At 59.9% G+C, this 20,586-nt stretch carries 18 protein-coding genes; 8 read left to right on the top strand and 10 right to left on the bottom strand.

Features of this window, described 5'->3' with window-relative positions:
- Position 1: 1 nt before the first annotated feature.
- Entirely contained in the window at positions 2-1,405 is a 1,404-nt protein-coding gene (locus ACP0KA_RS01490; RefSeq protein WP_424631461.1) for a TolC family outer membrane protein, read from the bottom strand.
- Between the two features lie 261 nt (positions 1,406-1,666).
- Between ACP0KA_RS01490 and ACP0KA_RS01485 the strand changes: the two genes are divergently transcribed.
- Positions 1,667-3,532, top strand: a complete 1,866-nt coding sequence (locus ACP0KA_RS01485; RefSeq protein WP_424627068.1) for an acetyl-CoA hydrolase/transferase C-terminal domain-containing protein — start codon at positions 1,667-1,669, stop codon at positions 3,530-3,532.
- On the opposite strand, the gene ACP0KA_RS01480 is transcribed toward ACP0KA_RS01485, so the two are convergent.
- Together ACP0KA_RS01480 and ACP0KA_RS01475 are read right to left on the bottom strand one after the other, a co-directional pair.
- Positions 3,519-4,298: an enoyl-CoA hydratase gene (locus tag ACP0KA_RS01480; RefSeq protein WP_424627067.1), complete on the bottom strand. Its 780-nt coding sequence runs from the start codon at positions 4,296-4,298 to the stop codon at positions 3,519-3,521. The genes ACP0KA_RS01485 and ACP0KA_RS01480 overlap by 14 nt on opposite strands.
- Positions 4,299-4,476: 178 nt before the next feature.
- Complete coding sequence (locus ACP0KA_RS01475; RefSeq protein WP_424627066.1) at positions 4,477-5,148, bottom strand: hypothetical protein; 672 nt, start codon at positions 5,146-5,148, stop codon at positions 4,477-4,479.
- A 208-nt stretch (positions 5,149-5,356) separates the two neighbouring features.
- On the opposite strand from ACP0KA_RS01475, the gene ACP0KA_RS01470 reads away from it, so the two are divergent.
- Positions 5,357-5,902: a sigma-70 family RNA polymerase sigma factor gene (locus tag ACP0KA_RS01470; RefSeq protein ID WP_424627065.1), complete on the top strand. Its 546-nt coding sequence runs from the start codon at positions 5,357-5,359 to the stop codon at positions 5,900-5,902.
- A 5-nt stretch (positions 5,903-5,907) separates the two neighbouring features.
- Positions 5,908-6,546, top strand: coding sequence for an NrsF family protein (locus ACP0KA_RS01465; RefSeq protein WP_424627064.1), 639 nt, complete (start codon positions 5,908-5,910; stop codon positions 6,544-6,546).
- A gap of 12 nt (positions 6,547-6,558) precedes the next feature.
- Here the strand turns inward: ACP0KA_RS01465 and ACP0KA_RS01460 are convergent, their stop codons facing one another.
- The gene (locus ACP0KA_RS01460) at positions 6,559-7,674 is read right to left on the bottom strand and encodes a DUF2336 domain-containing protein (protein WP_424627063.1); all 1,116 of its coding nucleotides are present in this window, start codon (positions 7,672-7,674) and stop codon (positions 6,559-6,561) included.
- A gap of 59 nt (positions 7,675-7,733) precedes the next feature.
- On the bottom strand, positions 7,734-8,894 hold the full coding sequence (locus ACP0KA_RS01455; RefSeq protein ID WP_424627062.1) for a GGDEF domain-containing protein: 1,161 nt from the start codon (positions 8,892-8,894) through the stop codon (positions 7,734-7,736).
- Between the two features lie 377 nt (positions 8,895-9,271).
- On the opposite strand from ACP0KA_RS01455, the gene ACP0KA_RS01450 reads away from it, so the two are divergent.
- The 5 genes from ACP0KA_RS01450 (at position 9,272) to ACP0KA_RS01430 (ending at position 15,351) form a co-directional block, all read left to right on the top strand.
- Entirely contained in the window at positions 9,272-9,841 is a 570-nt protein-coding gene (locus tag ACP0KA_RS01450; protein ID WP_424627061.1) for a sigma-70 family RNA polymerase sigma factor, read from the top strand.
- Entirely contained in the window at positions 9,838-10,515 is a 678-nt protein-coding gene (locus ACP0KA_RS01445; protein WP_424627060.1) for a hypothetical protein, read from the top strand. The genes ACP0KA_RS01450 and ACP0KA_RS01445 overlap by 4 nt, the downstream gene beginning before the upstream one ends.
- 74 nt (positions 10,516-10,589) lie before the next feature.
- A complete protein-coding gene (locus tag ACP0KA_RS01440) occupies positions 10,590-12,071 on the top strand; it encodes a S8 family serine peptidase (protein WP_424627059.1) in 1,482 nt (493 codons plus the stop codon).
- Positions 12,072-12,436: 365 nt separating this feature from the next.
- Positions 12,437-14,743: a DUF4384 domain-containing protein gene (locus ACP0KA_RS01435; protein ID WP_424627058.1), complete on the top strand. Its 2,307-nt coding sequence runs from the start codon at positions 12,437-12,439 to the stop codon at positions 14,741-14,743.
- Between the two features lie 197 nt (positions 14,744-14,940).
- On the top strand, positions 14,941-15,351 hold the full coding sequence (locus ACP0KA_RS01430; RefSeq protein WP_424627057.1) for a TIGR03809 family protein: 411 nt from the start codon (positions 14,941-14,943) through the stop codon (positions 15,349-15,351).
- Here the strand turns inward: ACP0KA_RS01430 and ACP0KA_RS01425 are convergent.
- The 5 genes from ACP0KA_RS01425 to ACP0KA_RS01405 form a co-directional block, all read right to left on the bottom strand.
- A complete protein-coding gene (locus ACP0KA_RS01425; RefSeq protein WP_424627056.1) occupies positions 15,328-16,698 on the bottom strand; it encodes a TIGR03808 family TAT-translocated repetitive protein in 1,371 nt (456 codons plus the stop codon). The two genes, ACP0KA_RS01430 and ACP0KA_RS01425, sit on opposite strands and share 24 nt — an antisense overlap.
- Before the next feature lie 124 nt (positions 16,699-16,822).
- The gene (locus tag ACP0KA_RS01420) at positions 16,823-18,070 is read right to left on the bottom strand and encodes a multidrug effflux MFS transporter (RefSeq protein ID WP_424627055.1); all 1,248 of its coding nucleotides are present in this window, start codon (positions 18,068-18,070) and stop codon (positions 16,823-16,825) included.
- A 109-nt stretch (positions 18,071-18,179) separates the two neighbouring features.
- Positions 18,180-18,839 carry a pyroglutamyl-peptidase I gene (locus ACP0KA_RS01415; RefSeq protein WP_424627054.1) on the bottom strand — a complete coding sequence of 220 codons (660 nt, stop codon included), beginning with the start codon at positions 18,837-18,839 and terminating at the stop codon, positions 18,180-18,182.
- A complete protein-coding gene (gene meaB, locus ACP0KA_RS01410) occupies positions 18,839-19,819 on the bottom strand; it encodes a methylmalonyl Co-A mutase-associated GTPase MeaB (protein WP_424627053.1) in 981 nt (326 codons plus the stop codon). The genes ACP0KA_RS01415 and meaB overlap by 1 nt, the downstream gene beginning before the upstream one ends.
- Positions 19,819-20,568, bottom strand: a complete 750-nt coding sequence (locus tag ACP0KA_RS01405; RefSeq protein WP_424627052.1) for a hypothetical protein — start codon at positions 20,566-20,568, stop codon at positions 19,819-19,821. Before ACP0KA_RS01405 ends, meaB begins: the two co-directional genes overlap by 1 nt.
- Positions 20,569-20,586: the final 18 nt, after the last annotated feature.

Genomic DNA, 20,586 nt, shown 5'->3' with positions numbered 1-20,586 from the left:
CCTATTGGCCTGACGGTGTACGAACACCGTGCCAGGCGTCCCGCACCTGGTGATAGTGCACGTCCGGCAGATAGTCCGGTGTGTTGAGGCCAAGGGTACGGACGTCGAGGCGGCCGATGGCACTCAAAAGCGTATAGGACGCAATCACGCGGTCGCGCTGCGCCACGATCTGGCGCGTTCTTGCGGCGGTGAGGTCCTGCTGAGAGTTCAGAACGTCGATGGTGGTGCGTTGACCGGCCTGCGCCTCGCGCTGGACGCCCTGAAGCGCGATGTTCGCGGATTTGACTTCGGCCTCGGCGGCGGACAGGGCGACCTTGGTCCCTTCGCTGCTGATCCAGGCGCTGATCGCCGCAGTACGCGCCTGATTCCTGACCTGTTCCAGCACTTGGCGGCTCTGGACGGCCGTCTCTTTCGCCTGTCGGGTCTGTGATGCGGCCGTACCGCCGTCATAGATCGGCACGGTGAGGTTACCGATCACCGAAGCCTGATCGGCCCGTTTGGTGCCGAGGTTGGGATCGGTGTCCGAGCCGTGATTGACGTTGGCCTGCACATTGACCTGGGGCAGCAGGCTACTCTCAGCCACGCTGATGTTGGTGGTCGCGACATCGGCATCGTAGGTCGCGGCGATCACTGCCGGGTTTTCGCGGCTTGAAGCGTCGACGGTGTCCTGGCGGCTGCGCGGCACAAAGCGATCAACCGTCTGAGCCGGAGCCAGGCTGCCGGGCGCATTGCCGATCACCTGCGCGTAGATGGCGCGGCTGGTTTCGAGGGCGACTTCGGCGGCATTGAGATCGGCAAGACCCCGGCTGAGCCGGGCATCGGCCTGTGCCGTGTCGGTCGGGGTCACATCGCCCGCATCCAGGCGCTTTTTCGTGATGCCGACGGTCTCGCGCAGGAAGGTCACGTTGCCGCGCTGGGCTTCGACCAGGGCCTGATTGGCGATGACGTTCATATAGGCCGTGACCGCGTCCAGAAGCACGCCTTGCCCGGTATTCCGCAAAGCCTCCCGGCCCGAGCGCACCTGAAGCTCGGCAACGCGGACGCTGCTGGCGGTCTTGAAGCCGTTGAACAGATTCTGTGTCACGGTAAGGCCGATCGTCCAGGGCTTCAGGCTGGCGGTCTGGACCGTATTATCCACGAGCAAATTGCGCACCGGTTGTAATCCGGCGCTGAGACTTGCTACGATTTGCGGCCGGTAACCGGCGAGCGCCTGCGGGACATTTTCGTCCGTCGCCCGCTGCTGGGCCCGGGCGGCATTGAGCTGCGGATTGGACTGATAGGCTTTGACAAGAGCCTCATTGAGGGTTTCGGCCCCGGCGGAACTCGTAACGCTGACGCCGAAGGCGACGCTGGACAACAGCACCCGCCATTTCGTGCGACCGAACACTGAACCACGCCGAACCATCGTTTCCCGCAACAATCCTGAGCGCTTGCGCTCGGGTGACGCCCTCATTTGTACTCTGTTTAGAGGGCGTTGATGCCTCGGGCAAACCGTCCGGCAAAGAAATTCTGAAGCTGTGACAATGTGATCAGCTTTGTCCCCTGAAAAGGTGCATTCCTCTGGCGGATCAACGCTCTGTGATGGGATTGCGGGCGGCTTGCCGCTATGTCAGGGATGGACACTTTCCTCGGCCGCCGCCGGAGCCGATAACTCAGCAGAAATGGAATGCCGAGAGTTTTTTCCGATCCAGACGCGATCGCGGATGACATTATTCGCGAGGTAGGGACGAAATTGGTGGTCGGGTTGCCGCTTGGGCTGGGCAAAGCCAACCATGTCATCAATGCCTTGTTCAGACGCGCTGTTGCCGATCCTTCGATCCACCTCACGATCTTTACAGCGCTGACGCTGGAAAAACCAACCCCGTCAACCGACCTTGAAAGGCGATTTATCGGGCCTGTGATCGAGCGCTTGTTCGGCGGCTATCCCGATCTCGACTACGCCAAGGCACTGCACGCCAAGGCTTTGCCTCCCAATATCGAAGTCATCGAATTTTTCTTCCTCGCCGGAAAGTGGCTCGGCAACTCGTACGCACAGCAGCATTACATTGCGGCGAACTATACTCACGCGGCGGCCTACCTGTTGACACGCGGCGTCAATGTGATCGCTCAGCTTGTCGCCAAGCGTATCGTCAATGGCGAGACCCGTTACAGCCTGAGCGGAAACACCGATACCACGCTCGATTTCATGCGCGCGCGCAACGAGGGCCGTACCACATTCAAGATTGTGGGGCAGGTGAACTCCGAACTGCCCTTCATGCCCGGCGAGGGCGATCTGTCCGCCGATGAATTCCACGCGGTCCTCGACAGTCCCGAAACCGATTTTCCCTTGTTCGCGCCGCCATCCGAGCCGATCACGGATGCGAAATATGCCATCGGCTTCCACGCCGCAGGCCTGATCCTTGACGGCGGCACGTTGCAGATCGGTATCGGTCAGGTGGGTGATGCGCTGGCCCAGGGATTGATCGTTCGTCACCGTGACAACGCAGCATTTCGAAACATCATGTCGCGGCTCGCGCCGGGTCGTTCTGTGAAGGAGAGCAGCCCGTTTGTGTTCGGCCTCTACGGTGTCAGCGAGATGTTCTTCGAGGCGTTTCTTGCCTTGATCGATGCGGGCATCATCAAGCGCGATGTTGACGGCGTCCTGCTGCACGCGGCGTTCTTCCTCGGTCCGAAATCCTTCTATCGTGCATTGCGCGAGATGGCGCCCGAGCTGCTCGATCGCATCCAAATGATGCCGGTGTCGTTTACGAACGAGATCTACGGCGACGAAAGCACGAAGCGGCGGGCGCGTGTTGACGCACGATTCGTGAACAACGCGATGATGGTGACGCTATTGGGCGCCGCGATTTCTGATGGTCTGGACAACGGTCAAGTCGTCAGTGGCGTCGGCGGACAATATAACTTTGTGGCGCAAGCCTTCGCGCTGGAAGGCGCGCGGTCGATCCTGACGCTTGAGGCTGCCCGTGGCTCAGGCAAAAAGCTCGCGTCGAATATTCGCTGGTCATACGGTCACATGACGATCCCGCGCCATTTGCGAGATGTTGTGATCACAGAGTACGGCGTTGCTGATCTACGCGGCCGTTCCGATGCGGATGTGATCGCCGCAATGCTGTCGATCTCAGACTCGCGCTTTCAGGACGAATTGATGAGGCAGGCGAAAGACGCCGGAAAACTCCCCAAGGCCCATCAAATTCCGTCTGCCCACCGCGAGAACTGTCCCGACCGGATCGCCAGGGCATTGAAGCCGGCACGGGATGCCGGCTTGTTGCCGGCGTTGCCTTTCGGAAGTGATTTCACCGAAGTCGAGCAGCGGCTCATTCCTGCCCTGCAAATTCTTGCGGAGGCTGCGGCCAATCCGCTGGATGCGATCCGGCTGGCTGCCAGCGGTTTGTTCGCGAGCGAGCCGGATTCACACACGATGGAGTGTCTGTCGCGCTTGCAGCTCGACCGGCCGAAGTCGCTGTCCGATCGGCTTTACCGCGCGCTCGTCGTCGCAGCGCTTGCGCGAAGCAATGAATTTAGCGGTGCTTGAAGTTCGGCTTCCGCTTCTCGATGAAGGCAGCCATACCTTCCGAGCGATCTTCAAGGGCAAAGGTCCCGTGGAAGAGGTCGCCTTCAAGGTTCATGCCTTCGGCCAGCGAGGTCTCCAGCGCGCGATTGACGGCACTCTTGGCCATTGCTGCGACCGGTTGTGACATCGACGCGATCTTGTCGGCAATTGCCAGGGCTTCTTCCATCAGCTTGTCGGCTGGGAAAATCCGGCTCACCAATCCCGAGCGCTCGGCTTCGGCAGCGTCCATCATGCGACCGGTCAGACAGAGGTCCATAGCCTTGGACTTTCCGACTGCACGGGTCAGGCGCTGAGTGCCACCCAAACCCGGAATGGTACCCAGAGTAATCTCCGGTTGCCCGAATTTGGCGGTGTCAGATGCAATGATGATGTCGCACATCATTGCAAGTTCGCAGCCGCCGCCGAGCGCGTAGCCGCTGACGGCAGCGATGGTCGGCTTCTTGCAGGTGGCAACGCGGCCGCCGCCAATGTCCATGAAGTCCTGGCTGAACATGTCGACGAATGTCTTGGGCTGCATTTCCTTGATGTCGGCGCCCGCAGCGAATGCTTTTTCATTGCCGGTAATGATGATGCAGCCGATAGCGTTATCAGCTTCGAGGTCGTCGATAGCAGCCGCGATCTCGCCAAAGACACCAAAAGACAGAGCGTTGAGCATTTTCGGACGATTGATCTGGATAATGCCGACTGCGCCTTTGTTCTCTACGATGATGTGCTCGAATGCCGCCATGTTTCGCCGCCCTATATGTCCCTAGGGCGGCGTCAAGCTGCCCGTTGCATTTACTGTGCCTGCTCGGGCACGGCTCTGCAAGATCGGTTCGCGAGCCGCTCCGAATATCTGCAATGTCGACGAAAAAAACGCCGGCCTGAGTGGCCGGCGCAAGTTCAAGCAGGGAGAGTAGGAGGTATCAGGCGATGAATATCCTTGCCGCCGAGGCCAGCGTGAGAAGTCCGCCAAGGGCGATGAAAAGCTTGCCGAGGAGGGACGATTCGCTCCAGGGATCACGGTCGTCGGATTTTTTGACCGTCTGGTTTTCTCCGGATGAGACCGCCTTAATGATCTTGTTCGCTGGGATAGGCTCCGCCACAGCCGGTGCGGCTGCGGTGGAGACGAGGGCGGGTGCGCTTTCTTCGGTGAGCGCACGATCGACATCGTTCAACTGATCTGAGGCGGCAATCTGTACGCCGTCGACGGTCGAGATCACGTCCGTGCTGTCCAGCGCTGCGAGGTTTCTCGCTTCGTCTTCCGCCAGTGTTCGTGGTTTCGGTGCTTCCGCATGGGCGTTAGCGATTGCCGCTGGCAAGGTCGGCTTCGACGCTGCGGTCGTCTTCGCGACAGCTGTGCTATCGTCGGATTCCTTCGCCGATGATTTCGATGAGGATTTTTTGGCGTAGCGGGCCGAACGTGTTTTTTTTGCTGTGTGTGCTCGGCGCTTACTGAATTTCGCCAACACAATCGGCTTTTCAACGCTTGCCATCGGCTTGCCAGGTGCCGCTGACGTTTGTTCGGGCGTCGAAAAACACACCACTATTCCGACAGCGGCGATTGTTGCTACCAGCCGGACATCCTTCATCGGCATGGCAAATCTCCCTTGCCTGCCCCCATCCGGTTAACAAAGGACCGGGATCGCGTGGCCACAGAACGGCAAAAAAGGGGAATCTTTCGATCAATGCCCTGAAAAAGACAGAGATTATTTTCCTATTAATCTCGGCCTCACGAGTGCGTGATTGCAGCTTTGGGCCGTAACACTTTAGGAACAGATACGAAATGTCTTCACAGGAGACCGCGTGCGCGGACGGGAAAACGAATGGACCGACCTGATGAAGGCGGCCAATGCAGGCGACAATGCCGCATATGATCGTCTTCTGAGGGCCGTCGCGCCGGTTCTGAGAGCTGCGACGCGCCGTGGATTGGCGCGGGCGGGGCAACCCGTGGATCAAGCTGAGGACATCGTGCAGGACATCTTATTCGCGGTGCATTTGAAACGACATACATGGGATGCGAACGCTCCGTTCGCGCCGTGGCTGTTCGCCATTGCCCGGAACAAGTTGATCGATGCCTTGCGGCGGCGCGGCAGGCGCATCTTCGTCAACATCGACGATTTTTCCGAAACATTGCCCGGCGAGCCCGCCGAGGAAACCGTCCCGACAGGTACGGTTGCTGCTCAACTCGCAACCCTGCCGAAACGCCAACGCGACGTGCTGCAGTCGATCGCGGTTGACAGTGCGTCGATCAAGGAGACTGCGGCCAAGCTTTCCATCACCGAGGGAGCGGTCCGCGTGGCGTTGCATCGCGGGTTGACCGGCCTGGCAAACAGATTGCGGAAAGACTGATCACCATGAAGACTGACGATCTCATTCGCACGCTGGCCGCTGACAACGGGATGCAGGAACGCCCGGTCAGCAACTTGTTGCTTGTGGCGCTTTTACTCGCGGTGCCGGTATCAGCCGCAATGCTGCTGGCGACGCTCGGCATGCGCAAGGATTTCATGGATGCTCTGGGGAATCCGTTTTTCGACCTGAAGTTCGCCGTCACGATTGCTCTGGCCGGTGCATCGATTGCCATCAGCCTGCACCTGTCGAGACCGGAGCAGACTATCGGCCGCTGGGGCTGGTTGCTGGCGATTCCTGTGGGCCTGCTGGGCATCGGGATCATGGGTGATATGATGACGCCCCAACGCACCACGTGGTCGACGAGGTTGATCGGACATAATTCACGCGCATGTGTCATGGCTATCCCGCTGCTGTCTTTGCCGGTGCTGGCAGCAGCATTGCTGGCCCTGCGTCACGGCGCGCCGTCTCGGCCGGCGCTTGCCGGTACCTTCGCGGGCCTATTGTCGGCTGGTCTTGCTGCGGCGATTTACGCGTCGCATTGCACGGACGATTCACCGCTGTTCGTTGCAACCTGGTACACGCTTGCGATCGCCGCGGTCGCCGCGATTGGTGCGTTCGCGGGCTCGAAAGTGCTGAGGTATTAAGCGGCGCGGCTTTTATATCGGCTCAGCCTGCATCGTGTTTTGTCGCATCCGGTGAAAGCGCAAAACCTGCTGTGCGGTTGATGCGCGCAATGTCTCGTAGCTGCGCTTGAATTCGTCGACATCCTCGAGGCTGGATCCGGACAGGGCGCCGCGCATGTCCATGACCGCCTTCAACGTCGACCACGACAGCCCCGTCACCTTGGCGAGAATCATCAGGCCTTCGGAACGGGACTCGATCATCATGGTTTCGACCGTTGCTACCGGCACGTTTGCCATCGCGGCGAGTGCCGCGTTGGTCTCGTCGAACTGGCCGGCTTTCGCGAATTTCGCAATCTGGTGCTCGTCGAGGCGGCCATCGTCAAAGAGCGATTTGACGAGTTCGTGTGCGATTACGGTTTGCTCCGTGATCGCGGATGCATCTGTGCTGGCGCGGCGGGCGACTTCCTTGATCGCCGACGAAATCTCGCCTGACGCCTGGGGATTGATTGCCTCGAGGCGCGCCCGCACGGAGGCTGACGCTTTTGCGATCAGCTTGAGATAGTGATGTCTTGGGATCGACGGCCTCATCGCGATGCAGGTCGTGAGATTGTCGTTGCCCTCGGCACGTGAGACCAGCAGGCTAAAACCGTTCTCGGAGAATTCGGCCCCGGGATTTTTGACGGTGCTTTCGACCACCTCGTAATTGCCGCGTTCGACCAGAACGTCCGTCACGGCACCGCTCAGAACCTTTCGTTTCGAGATCGCGAGAAGATGCCCCTGGCTCTTGCTGCGTGCATTCTCGATCAGCATGATGTCATCAAGCCGGTCCGATTGTGCCAATACCGGCGCCGCGACCTCGATCAAATCGTCGAAGGCGAGCGTTTGGATGAGTTGAGGCGGCGCTTTTGGAATCGGAGCCAGGCGGCTGGCAAGCAAAGCTTTCGCGGACGTTTCAATTTTCTCGATCAGGCAATGAAAAACATCATCGAACAAGCTGATCTGCTCGTCGGAGTAATCCACCTCACCTCGAATAAAGAGGTCAGTAATCCGGTGGAGTGTTTCCACGCGACGGGCAACCGGCCCGTGCGAGAGTACGTTCTGCAGTTCGTCGAGAAGATTTGCTGGAACAACTGCCGACATCGAAGGCATGACTTCTGTCCTGGAATCAAAAATAAAAGCCAGTCACGGTTCTCGGCTGGCTCTAATACCTATGAGACGATGACCCTGTTTCGTCCGAGATCCTTGGCTTTGTAGAGAGCGGAATCCGCGCGAGCGAGCAGGCTGTCCGGTGCATCTTCGGGACGCAGCGTTGCGATACCGGCGGAAATAGTGACCATCATGCCCGGTGAGATTGCGCTCCAGTCGAGATCCGCGATAATCGCCCGCAGTCTGTCCAGCGTACGCTTTGCTGTATCGTTACCTGTCTCTGGAAGGACAAGGAGAAATTCTTCCCCGCCATAGCGGCCGAATTTGTCGATGCTGCGAATGTTGGCGAACATCGTGATCGCAAAAGTTCGCAGGACTTCGTCACCGGTCGGGTGGCCGTACTGGTCGTTGATCCGCTTGAACCAGTCGAGGTCGATCAACGCAACCGTGAGAGGCGCATTGCTTCGCCGGGCGCGAACCATTTCTTCGTCCAGCGCCTGCATGATGCTGCGACGGTTGAGCAGGCCGGTGAGTTCATCGAGCTCAGCCAGTTCTTCAATACGCTTGTAGGCTTCCTTGAGTTCCAGACCACGCTTGTAGAGCGAGTCATGAAGAGAGCTGCTATACAACCCGACGACCATTCCTCGCCCCAGCACCAGAACGAACACCAACATGGTCGCGAAACGCTCCAACGGCGTTCCGTGTGGCATTGCGATGGGTTCGTCCGTGAGCAAAAACAGAGCCGCGAGTCCTACTGTGGCGACGGTCCAGCCGATCATCGTCTGACGGGCGGTGGACCTTAAGGCGGCGAAGGTGAAAACCAGGAAGATCGAGCACAAGAAGACGCAGCCGACTTCGGGCGCGATGTACAGAAACAGCAGCATGATGGCGAGGCCAACGCTCGTCTGCTGCACGACAAGATGATGTTCCTTGAAGCGGTCATTGATCTTCGCTTCGGACAACGCCAGAAAAAACGCGACCGACAGCAGGCCGCAGGTCAGATAAGCCAGCCCTGTTGTGAACGCTGTCACTCCGGCATAGGCGTAGACCAGCAGGACCAGGGCATCGACGACGTAGCTGGTGCCGACCATGCCCAGCATTTTTCGGCGCTGTTTGGCGCGGCGGGCGAGAAGGTCTTTCGCGAGTTCGGTCGCGCCAAGCGTTGGCTTGCCGCCAACAGCACCAAGCGGTGATTCAGGAACTAGGGATGCTGCGCTACGCATGAACTCGCCACTGGATGCAACGCGCGGAGTCTAGGTCGGAAAGCCTTTAGGTTTGGTATCTTTCCAGCCCCGATTTTAAATCGTCGCGCCTCCTAACCGTCGATCAAACAAGGGGAATTTAGGGTACGGAAAGCGCCCCGCCGGCAGCCATGCGGGGTGGGACGTTAGCGGCAACCGATATTCACCGACAATAGAGGTATTATAATACTCTTTTACGATGTCTGGCGCGGTGACTTGCTCTTGTTGCTGATTCAAGGGCATTTTGCCGCCCGTCCAGATACGGACAATTTCGAGTCTTTCAGAAAATTCTCGAAGGTTCTCACGGATTTGATTGAACCCTTTCCCAGTCCTCAGCGACCAACCTTGCGAGACGGCCATTGAGTGCAACACAGGCGGCCACAGACGAAGCTCTGATCGGTCGTATCGCTAACGGAGACCGTCTCGCCATGCAGGTGCTTTACGGAAGGCACCATGTACGGGTGTTCCGCTTTGCGCTGCGGCTCGTTCGTAACGAGTCCGTCGCGGAAGACCTCATCAGTGAGGTTTTTCTCGACGTGTGGCGTCAGGCCGGCAAGTTTGAGGGCCGGTCTGCCGTTTCTACGTGGCTTCTGGCGATCACCCGGTTCAAGGCCCTGTCCGCCCTCCGCAAGAGGAAGGACGCGGAGTTAGATGACGAGGCGGCTGCCGCGATCGAGGATACGTCCGACAATCCGGAAACCGCGGTTGCGAAGAAGGATACTGGTAACGCGTTGCGGAATTGCCTGACCGCACTTTCGCCAGAGCACCGGGAGATCGTCGATCTTGTCTATTACCACGAGAAGTCCGTGGAAGAGGTGGCCGAGATCGTGGGTATCCCGGAAAACACGGTGAAGACGCGTCTGTTTTATGCGCGAAAGAAATTAGCCGAACTGCTGAAGGCAGCCGGTGTGGAGCGAGGTTGGCCATGACTGCTGCGAGCAAACAGTTCGAAGATAGTGAACCGACGGAGATCGAGGCTCTCCTGCCATTCCATGCTGCTGGAACGCTCAATCTGCGTGACGCCCGCCGCGTTGAAGAGGCGCTGGCCAACGATCCTGACCTTGCTCGCCAGTATGCCGCAATCCAGGACGAATACGCAGAGACGATATTGCTGAACGAGAGCTTGGGAGCGCCCTCGACGCGCGCGATGCAGAAGCTGTTCGATGCGATCGACGCCGAACCCGCGCGCAGGCCGTCGTCCTCGTTCAGTCCGTTGCAGCGGATTTCAGAGTTCTTTTCGGGGCTTGCCCCGCGGACGTTGGCTTATTCAGCTGTTGCAGGTGCAGCCGTTGTTCTGTTGCAGGCCGGGGTGATCGGCACTGTGCTGGTCAAGGACCGATCGGGCGGCACTTTTGAAACTGCGTCTGTCCAGGGGACGACTGCCGCAGGCACCTACGCGTTGATCCGCTTTGCACCGGAAGCGAGTGCGGCCGATATCACCAAGCTGCTCGACACTTACAAGGCGTCGATCGTTTCGGGCCCTCAGGCTGGAATGTTCCGGGTCCGGTTCGGCGACACGGCGTTGCCGAAACAGGAAGCCGCCCAGTTGCTGACCAAGCTGCAAGGCGAAAAGATCATCAGCCTGGTTGTTGCAGCAGAATAGCGGCTCGTTCAGCGGCGGCAGAGTTTACGAGCCGCGCGCATGGGAGCGCGTAGGGAAGTCAGCGAGGACGCGAGATGATCGGAGCGAGCAACGCCAAACGACACGCCCGGCGCGCTCATGCGATCTTCCGGTATGCTTGTGCGGTCGTCACGCTCTCCGTGGTTTGCAACGGCGTGATCTCTGCGGCATTTGCACAAAGTCACAGCTTCAGCCTGCGCACTCCCAGCCTCAATGTCGGGCCGCGCATCTCGGTCAATCCGAACGTGCGGTACTCGCCCAACGTCCAATACAACGGAAGCGATCAGCCAGGGCCGCAGGGGCGTCCGCGCGCGGCAAGGGAGACAGGGCAAGGGCAGCCGCAGAACGTGCGTGATGTCCGGTCACCGCGCCGCGCCAAGAAAAGTCCGGCGACCGTGGCTGACAATTCCTACGTCGTTAAAGAGGTCCTGATCGAGATCGACGGAACACCCTCCGACGAACAGGTCGATGGAATTACCCGCCGTCATCGACTGACGCGCGTGCAGTCGCAGAATTTCGCACCGACCAACAGTACCTTCTTCCGCTGGCGGATCACCGATGGGCGCTCAGTCGATAGCGTCGTTCGAGAACTGATGGCCAGCGGAGATGTCCGCTCAGCCCAGCGCAATAATATCTTCAAGCTTCAACAACAGACGACGTCCGCCGTCAGCGAAGGCGATCCGGCTCAATACGCGCTGGCGAAGATGCGGTTGCCGGAAGCGCACGCGCTGTCGGTCGGCGCGGATGTGACGGTCGCTGTCATCGATTCCGGCGTAGATGTCACGCACCCGGAACTGGCCGGCGTGATCGCGGGCACGTTCGATGCCTTGAACAGCGAGGAGGGGCCGCATCCCCACGGCACGGGCATCGCCGGTGTTATCGCCGCCCACGGCCGATTGATGGGAACGGCACCTTCGGCGCACCTGCTCGCCATTCGCGCGTTTGGTGCGAAGAGCAGCGGCGCGGAAAGCACATCGTTCATTCTTCTCAAAAGCCTGAACTACGCCGTGGCGAACGGCGCGCAGGTGGTCAACATGAGCTTTGCGGGCCCGCATGATTTCGTCATGCAGCGGGCCCTCGCGGCGGCGGCAGCCAAGGGCGTCGTTCTCGTTGCAGCCGCCGGAAATGCCGGGCCGAAGTCTCCGCCGCTTTATCCCGCAGCTGATCCGAATGTGATTGCGGTCTCGGCGACCGATCAGTCCGACCGGCTGTTTGCACAATCCAACCGCGGCAGCTACGTCGCCGTTGCGGCTCCCGGCGTGGACATTCTTTCTCCGGCCCCCGATGGCAAATATCAGATGGCGTCCGGCACGTCGCTATCGTCGGCGTTCATCAGCGGACTGGTCGCACTGCTGATCGCGCGCAATCCGGACATATCTGCCGCCGATATCCGGGCAACCTTGGCCTCGACCGCACGCGACCTCGGACCGAAGGGACGGGACGATCAGTTCGGGGCCGGGCAGGCGGACGCCTTCGCCGCAGTTTCGACGGTTGCACCGGCGCCGTTGGCTGCGGCAGGCAAAGGCAGCACCCGATAATTGCCGCAAGGGCTCGTCGTCGTGCCGTCTGAATTGGCCCTAAGCGGATCTGTAATTTTGGTGCCGTTTTGCGTGAACCGTGTTCCTGCGCTGACCGACGAATTCACGCGAGGGCGAGTTTTCCGCCTTCGTAGCTTGACGGTGCGTGTGCCCATCCACCCTCGCGCCGTCGCGGCTTGACCCGTCCGGTTGTCCCCCGGACGGGTCTTCGGCGGCCGTTCCTCAAAAACGTCTTATGCAATCCGGATTTGACCGTTTCCTGACGATCATTGGACAGGTGCCGCTCCTAGCGTCTTGAACGCGGCCATGCGATGAAACGACCAATATCCGACGGTCTGGCGTTACGAAGAACGTGAGGGAAGTTGATGAGCGGATTGCCGAAATTTCGTCTGAGAGCGATCGGATTTACGGTTGCTGCGGGATTGGCTTTTGGCTCCGCGGGAATGGCGTCCGCTCAACAGGGAAAATCCGGAGAGCCCGCTATCCCTGCAAGCACAACGGATACCGTCACGGCGCCATCGGACCCCGTCGCAAAAGCCGCGTTCAATGTTCTCGAAAAGCACTGCGCCCGCTGCCACCAGCAGGGCAAGCTCATCGAGCGCGAACGTCCGGCGAAGAACTTCGGCAATATTCTCAAGCTCGACGAGATCGCCTCCAATCCGCACTACGTTCTTCCCGGAAATCCACTTGGCTCGAAGCTGTTTCGGCAGATTGCCGACAAGGAGATGCCGTACGATATCAATTACGAAGGCGAGACGAGGTATCCCAACGTATCCGAGGCGGACATCAAGTCGCTTGAGGACTGGATTGCTGCGCTCGGCACCAAGGCGACCGCGAGTTGCGAAGCACACAGGTTCATCACGTCGAATGACATGATCGCTTCGATGGCGAAGGATCTCGACAAGCAATTGCCTCAGCGGCGTCAGACCACGCGTTATCTGACATTGACGCATCTCGCCAACATCTGCGCCGATCCGGCGGCAATGAACGTCTACCGGCAGGCTGCGGTCAAATTCCTCAATTCGCTCAGCCGCTCATCGGATGTTGTCAAGCTGGAGACCATCGATTCCGAAGGCACAATCATTCGCTTCAATCTGGCCGATCTCGGCTGGAATGGAAGTGATTGGGACAACGTCATTGCGTCCTATCCTTACATGGTCGATCCGGATACGGAGAGCAGTCGTGCATTGGCCACGAGCACCCGTACTCCGATGGCCTATGTTCGCGCGGATTGGTTCGCCTTCGCGGCCTCGCAGCCGCCGCTTTATGACGTGCTGCTTCAGCTGCCCAACACGTTTCAGCAGCTCGTGCGCGAGCAGGGGATCGATATTGAAGGCAATATCCGCAATTTCGTCGCGCAACGCGCGGCATTCCAGAAGTCGGGTGTCAGCCAGAACAATCGCCTCATCGAACGGCATCCGTCGCGCAGCGGTTATTTCTGGACGTCGTATGACTTCGCCGGAAACAGAGACCGCCAAAATCTGTTCGACTATCCGCTGGGGCCGACGGGGCCAAATGCCTTCCATCACGATGGCGGCGAAACCATTTTCAGCCTGCCCAACGGATTTCAGGCCTACTATCTGAACAAGGCTACCGGCGAACGGCTCGACAAGGGGCCGACTGCAATTGTCCGCGATCCCTCGCGCAAGGACTTTTCCGTCACCAACGGCATCTCCTGCATAGGTTGTCATGACCAGGGCATGCGCAAGGCCAAGGACGACATCCGCGATCTGATCATGGCCGGCCGCACGTTCCCTCGAGATGTCCGAGAGCAGGTCGAGGGCCTTTATCCGCCGCACGACAAAATGGATGCCCTCATTGAGGGCGACGGCAAGCGCTTCTCGGATGCCATGAAGCGTGCAGGCATTGATCCTGCACTCAAGCTCAACGGCATCGAGATGATCAACGCGCTGGCGAAGCGCTATGAAGACGATCTCGATCTGACGCTGGCGGCCGCCGAACTCGGCCTTACCAAGGCGGGATTCAAAGAGGGCGGGACAGATGTTGCCAAGAAATACCGTCCGCTGCTGCGCAGGCTCTCGCAAGGATCGGTTCCGCGCGATGCTTTCGAACTGGCCTTCCGCCAGATTGCGCCAGACATGACCGACCTCAAGCCTGTCCGCATGAGCAGCACACGGCCCGCCGTCCAGCCCGTGATCCGGCCGGTTGGAGCGGATATCGACCTGTCACTGACCTCGGACCAGGACAGCTACCGTGTGGGTGACGGTCCGGTATTTACCATCGTGACATCTCGGGATTGTTTCCTGACGTTGATGGATATCGACGAGAAGGGTGAGGGCATGGTGCTGATGCCGAACCGCTTCCAGCAGGAGAATTTCATCAAGGCGGGGATCCCGATCCAGTTTCCCGGGGCCGGGTCGCCGTTTCAGTTCAGGATGAAGGACAAGGGGCGCGAAACCGTCACGGCTGTCTGTGCCGTGCAGGCCGGCGGCGGCGATCGCATCCTGCACGATTTCAACAAGGAGCAGTTCACGCCGGTGCCGAACTACACCAAGGCCGTTGCACGCTCGATTGCTGTCGTCCCTGCCAATACCGGGACTCCGGCCATATCCGGGGTGACCAATACAGGGGCCGCTGCGGTCTCGAACCGTCAGCCGTCGCCGCAAGGACGGGTGTCTTTCAGAGCCGCAATCCAACTCCAGGTTCGTTGAGCGCTCGGATGAGGCCGGCCAATCCGCCAGCCCCATCGCGGTCGTTAAGGAACTGCGTCACAGGACTTTCGCCTTTATAGATATTTTCGCTTTTCAGGCTGCGTGTGGGGCGCGCAGGCCTTGAGCCTTCAGAACGAATCTGACTCTATGCGATGTCAGTGCTGGCTCAGTTTGATTACCCCACAACGGAATTCCTGATGACCAAGCTCTCTACTGCAGACTCGGGTCGAAGTGTCGTCGTACGCTGGCGAATGCTCGCTGAACGCAGGCTCAAATATCTGATTGAGCTCTACGAGAGTGGCCGGTGGAAGCTCTATTACAACGAGCCGGAATTCCTGAAGATCGTCCGCGAGGCCCATGCCGCGCTGAAAGCCTGGGAAACACTTGCGCCGCCTGAAACTGCCCGGGACAGGCCGGTTGAGGTCGAGGTGGCACAGTCGGTTGAGCGGCCTGCGGTTGATTTACGACCCGAGAATGCTCCATCCCCGGCCGCCCCTTCGTTGGCTTCTCCGCCTTTCACAAGGCCGTCCTTTACCCAGCCATCTTTTAGTCAGCCATCCTTGGCGATGCAGGCGCTGCGGTCCTCAACGTACGGCGTTGGTACCTAGTACGATCTGGGTAAATGGTGAGGCATTTTGCTTGCCAAGGTCATCCGTCACGACTTTGGCGTGATCCAGTCCAACGATTGATGCCCGCGCAGCCCCGGAAATCAGGTTGCCGTTGACCAGTGCCGTTCCCGCGCCGGGCACGACTGAAACGCCAATGCCGATATAGGCGTTGCGGACCACATTCCCCGTGATCGTAACGTCGCGCAGATATTTCCCCCAACCCGCCATGATGCCGAAGGCCGGGGCATTCTCGACCACATTGCCGGTCACCGCGGCATCCGCCTCGACGACGATCCCGACACCGCCGTCGTCATCCGGCGCGGTACCGATCGGCCGTTTTGGCAGGATGTTGCGGATGATATTGCCGTGAACGGTCGCGATCCGGCCGCCCTCGTTGAAGTTGGCGACCGAGACGCCCAGGGCGCAAATATCGACGGTGTTGTTGGCGATCACCGCACCTTCAAAACTGAATTCCGAATAGAGTGCGACCTCGCGCACATCGCTGATGCTGTTGTCCGTGATGTGGATGTTTGACGCTGAGTTGCCACGCACGCCGGAATAGTCGCAATTGCGGATCCGGTTGCCGCTGACCACGACATTGCCTGCGCGAAAAGCGTTGATGGCGTTGCCGTGCTGTCCAGACCCGCCCGGACCCGCCTTGATGTCCTCGATCCGGTTGTTGATGACCAGCGTGCCATCGTCGCCAACGGCGTAACGCAGGATCTCGATGCCGTTGTCGGATGCGTCCTGGATGGTGTTTTGCGTCACCAGAAGCCCGAGGGCATCGAAGGATGTGAAAGCCGTATTGGCGGTCTTGCGGATGATGTTGCCGCGCACTTCACCGGCGATGTTTTCAAACCAGATGCCGTAACCGCCGCTACCGATGATTTCGCAATCGTGGATGCGGACATTGAGTCCATTCATGAAGTGCAGCAGTCCGCGCCGGTCGTCGAGCTTGATGCCGCCGCCATCGAAGGTGAGATTGGACAGATGGATACCGTTCGATCCCTCGCCGCTGACGAGGGACGCACCGCCGGTGAACTTCAGCACTGTCGCGCCACGCACACCGACGAGCTGCGCACCGTTCGGCAAACGCAGTTGCCCAGTGCGATAGATTCCCGGAGGCAGTGCCAACGGCATTTGCGCATTCGCGGCTTCGTTGATGGCGCGCTGGAGTGCTCTTGTCTGATCGTCCGGGCTGTTTGGGCGGACACCGAACTGCGTGGCGTCGCGTCCCAGGGCGGACGTCAGCGGTGCGGCGTGCGCGGGATCGACAGGCATAGCAAGCGCCCCCGCTGCTGCAGCGGTTGCGGATCCATTGATCAGTTTGCGACGGCTGATGTCCATGAGGTTGGCTCCTGCGCAAGACCTAATGCAGGAATACGTCAACCGGGGTTTTCAGACGCGGCAATCAGCGGGTTTGTCGGGGAGTAGGGTTAATGGAGTGGAAGGATCTATCCACCCTCACGCGTCAGATCGGCTTGTTATGCGGCGTGAACAATCGACCTTTCTCGACCACGAGCACGACGACGAGTGCGATCAGCGCGGCGAGAAAGGCTCCGATCGCAAAGGGCACCAAAGTGCCGTCGTAGTGTTGGCCGATGGTGGAACCGATCAGGATGCCGAGCAATGTCGTGATCGACCCGAACAGCGATGACGCGGTTCCGGCGATATGGCCCTGCGGCTCCATGGCGAGCGCAGTGAAGTTCGAGAACATCAGCCCGAACGAGAATGTGCTGACCGATGACAGGATCATGTAGACCGGGAGCGAAAGCCATCCCTTGAAGGCAGCAGCAAGCATCAGAGCCGCAACGATCAATTGGGCGACAAGCGCGATGTGCGAAATGACCCGCATGCCGAAACGGCCGACAATCCGGGAATTCAGGAAGCCGGCGATGGCAATGCCGATGGCGACGGCGGCGAACGCGATCGGGAAATAGTGGCCGAGTTTGTAGATCTCAGTGAAGATCTGCTGCGATGAGAAGACGTAGCCGAACAGGATTCCTTGGATGCTGCCCGCCGCGATGGCATAGCCGATGGTCTGGCGGTTCGAGATGGTCTGCCAGAAGTTGGCGGCGACGACATTGAGCGCGAGGGATTTGCGCTCAGTCACAGGCAAGGTCTCGGGCAGCCTCAGCACGCTCCAGGTCAATGCGAACACGCCATAGATCAGGAGCACGACGAAAATGCCGCGCCACTGCGTGGCAAGCATAATCGCCTGTCCGAAAGAAGGCGCGATGACTGGAACAGCAATGAAGATCATCATCGCGAGCGACATGACGCTCGCCATGCGGCGGCCGGTATAGCAGTCGCGAACCACGGACGTGGCAATCACGCGGGTCGCCGACGTCCCAAGCCCCTGCAGCGCGCGTGCAAGGAGCAACACCTCAAACGATGGCGCGACGATCGCGAGGATGCCGGCGGCGCCGTAGATGAGCATTCCAAGCAGCAGGATTGGCCGCCGGCCGAAACGGTCGGAGAGGGGCCCCATGACAAACTGACCGGCACCGAAGCCGGTTAAGAAGACCGAAAGGACCGTCTGAAGCCTGTTCGCATTGCTGATGTGGAAGGTCGAGCCGACATCTGGCAGCGCCGGAAGCATCAGATCCATCGCGAGCGGATTCAGCGCCATGATGGCCGCGACGATGGCGACGAATTCGGGAAACCCCATCGGGCGGTGGGCTGATGACACCCATCCGTTAGCACTGGTATCGGTCATGAAGGAGGACTCGCGAAGCTGAGCTTATGTGTAGGCCGCGAATGCTGCGGCGCACAACTCATCTTCGCGTATGGCAGCCAGACGAAAATTGGCCAGATAGCTTCATATTTCAGTTGTTTGCGTAGCCGCGCGCTAACCGTGCCATTTCCATGAGCATGGCCTCGCCGGCATCGACCATTTCTTCGAATGTGACGCGTCGGCGTGGTGATGCGCGTCTGGAGACGATGCCACGCGGAACCAGCGGCACGTGGATGAACGCGGCCAGACGAGGACCTTTCTCTGCCTTTGTGGCTTCGATGGCGCGCCAGCTGAGATAGTTGCAGAGATAATAGCCGGCGCTGAGCGAGCTTTTGACGGCAACGCCTGTGTCCTCAGCCACCCGCAGAAGGCGTGTCGTATGCGGCCCGAAACGGCGTGTCGCATCGCTTGTACCGCCAACAATCGCCCGGCCCTGGACCCGCGTATGCTCGGCATCCGGCCAGATCTGGGTGACCGTGTTGCGCGCGCGGGTCTCGACGCGCATATGCGGTGTTCGCGACGCCAAGCCAAACATGAGCAGGGCATGAGGGCGATGACGCTCGATCAGCGCGGGCAACTGGCGGTCGACCGCGCCATAAGTCACGGGGAAAACGTGGCCGATGCATTCAATATTGTCGAAGGCTGGCCGGCGTAACCGCATCAACCGGTCAACCAGTTTCTCTGTCGGATTGTAGGGGGCGCCCGGAAAGGGCCGAAAGCCGGTGATGAGGATGCGGACTTTGTCGCCCATCATCGCTCCAGCAGCGCTACGACGGTATCCGCGCCGACGGCAGGCGTCATGCGGCCGTCGGCAACAGCAGCCTCGGCTTGCTTGACCTTGCTGCGGACGGAGGGATCGGAGCGCAGACGGGCCTTCAACCGGTCTTCCAGCATCGCCCACATCCATTTCACCTGCTGGTCGCGACGGCGTGCCTCGAAATCGCCGGACGCCTGCATGGCAGTGCGGTGGGCAAGCACCTTGTCCCACAGCGCGTCGATGCCGTCGCCGGTCAGCGCAGAGTAGGTGACGACCGGGGGAAACCAGTGTTCGGATCGCGGCGCCAGGATGTGCAGCGCCGCCTTGTATTCCGAGGCGGCGGTTCGCGCCCGCTTGAGGTTGTCACCGTCGGCCTTGTTAACGGCGATCATGTCGGCCAGTTCGACCAGGCCTTTCTTGATGCCTTGAAGTTCGTCGCCGGCACCGGGCAGCATCAAGGCCAGGAAAAAATCGGTCATATCGCAAACGGCGGTCTCAGACTGTCCGATGCCCACCGTTTCCACGAGCATCACGTCGAAGCCGGCAGCTTCGCACAGGAGCATCGCCTCGCGGGTTTTCGCCGCTACGCCGCCGAGCGTGCCGGACGACGGCGAAGGCCGGATGAAGGCGTTGTCTTCGGCGGAGAGCCGGGCCATGCGGGTCTTGTCACCGAGGATCGAGCCGCCGGTGCGCGCCGAAGACGGATCAACCGCCAGCACCGCGACCTTGTGGCCCTTGGCGATCAACGCCATTCCCAGCGCATCGATCGTTGTCGACTTCCCGACCCCGGGCGATCCGGTAATGCCGACCCGAACTGCCTTGCCGGTCTGCGGCAAGAGCGCCTGCACCAGGTCGCGCGCCTGCGCCTGATGATCGGCGCGGCGGCTTTCCACCAAGGTGATGGCACGGGCCAGCGCTGCGCGGTCGCCACGCCGGATATCGTCAGCAAGTTGGGAGGCCGACGCGGCTTTCATCATTTTTCGGATTGGCTCGTCTCTGCGGGGCGAGTGCCGCCGAACACCGCAATCCCTTCAGCTGAGAGATAGGGCTTGAGCACATCCCATGGCACGAATGCATCATACGGGCCTTCGACATAGGCGCCGACAGCGTAGGCGGGATAGTCGAAACTCAACCCCGAACTCTTTCCCGCCTCCGTAGACGGCTCGAACGTGACCGCACCGATCTTCAGAAGCTTGGGTTCAAGGTAGTGCCTGATGTCTGCATCCGAGGTGTACGTATCGCGCTCCTTCTTCTCCGCCCGAAGCGACACAACGATGGCCTCCAGGATCGCCTTCAGTGTGGGGCCGTCGTCGGCGGTTTCCCTGAAGAACGGACGGATGCTGATGCGTTTCCTCGTCGTGTTATCCCAGATGATGGTGTTGATATCCGTGTTGGGATGCGCGCCGCCGGTCTCCGTGTAATCGGACCGCCCGACGCTCACATAGTGACCTGCAACGACCGATCTCATTTCGTAGTTGCGGTCGAGACTCCAGGTTCGCCCCTCACTGAATCGTTCGGGCGATTCCTTGAGTTCTTTATTGGCGTCGGCGAGATATTTTTGCGCCCAACGTTTACCTTCAGCGAGCAGGTTCTCGGCGAGCGGCTGATTGGCCTTGAGATCGGCATCCAACGTAACTGTAATTTCCACCGCTTTGCTTTTGAGCGCGAAATCCGGCTTCGGATCGTCCGCATTCGCTGTGTGAAAGGGGGCCGACACAGCCATCGTCAACGATATTGCTCC

The organism is Bradyrhizobium sp. SYSU BS000235 (genome assembly GCF_049747295.1).
Taxonomy (GTDB): domain Bacteria; phylum Pseudomonadota; class Alphaproteobacteria; order Rhizobiales; family Xanthobacteraceae; genus Afipia.
The sequence above is the reverse complement of the archived record's forward strand: the minus strand, read 5'-3'. Positions and strand labels throughout refer to the sequence as shown.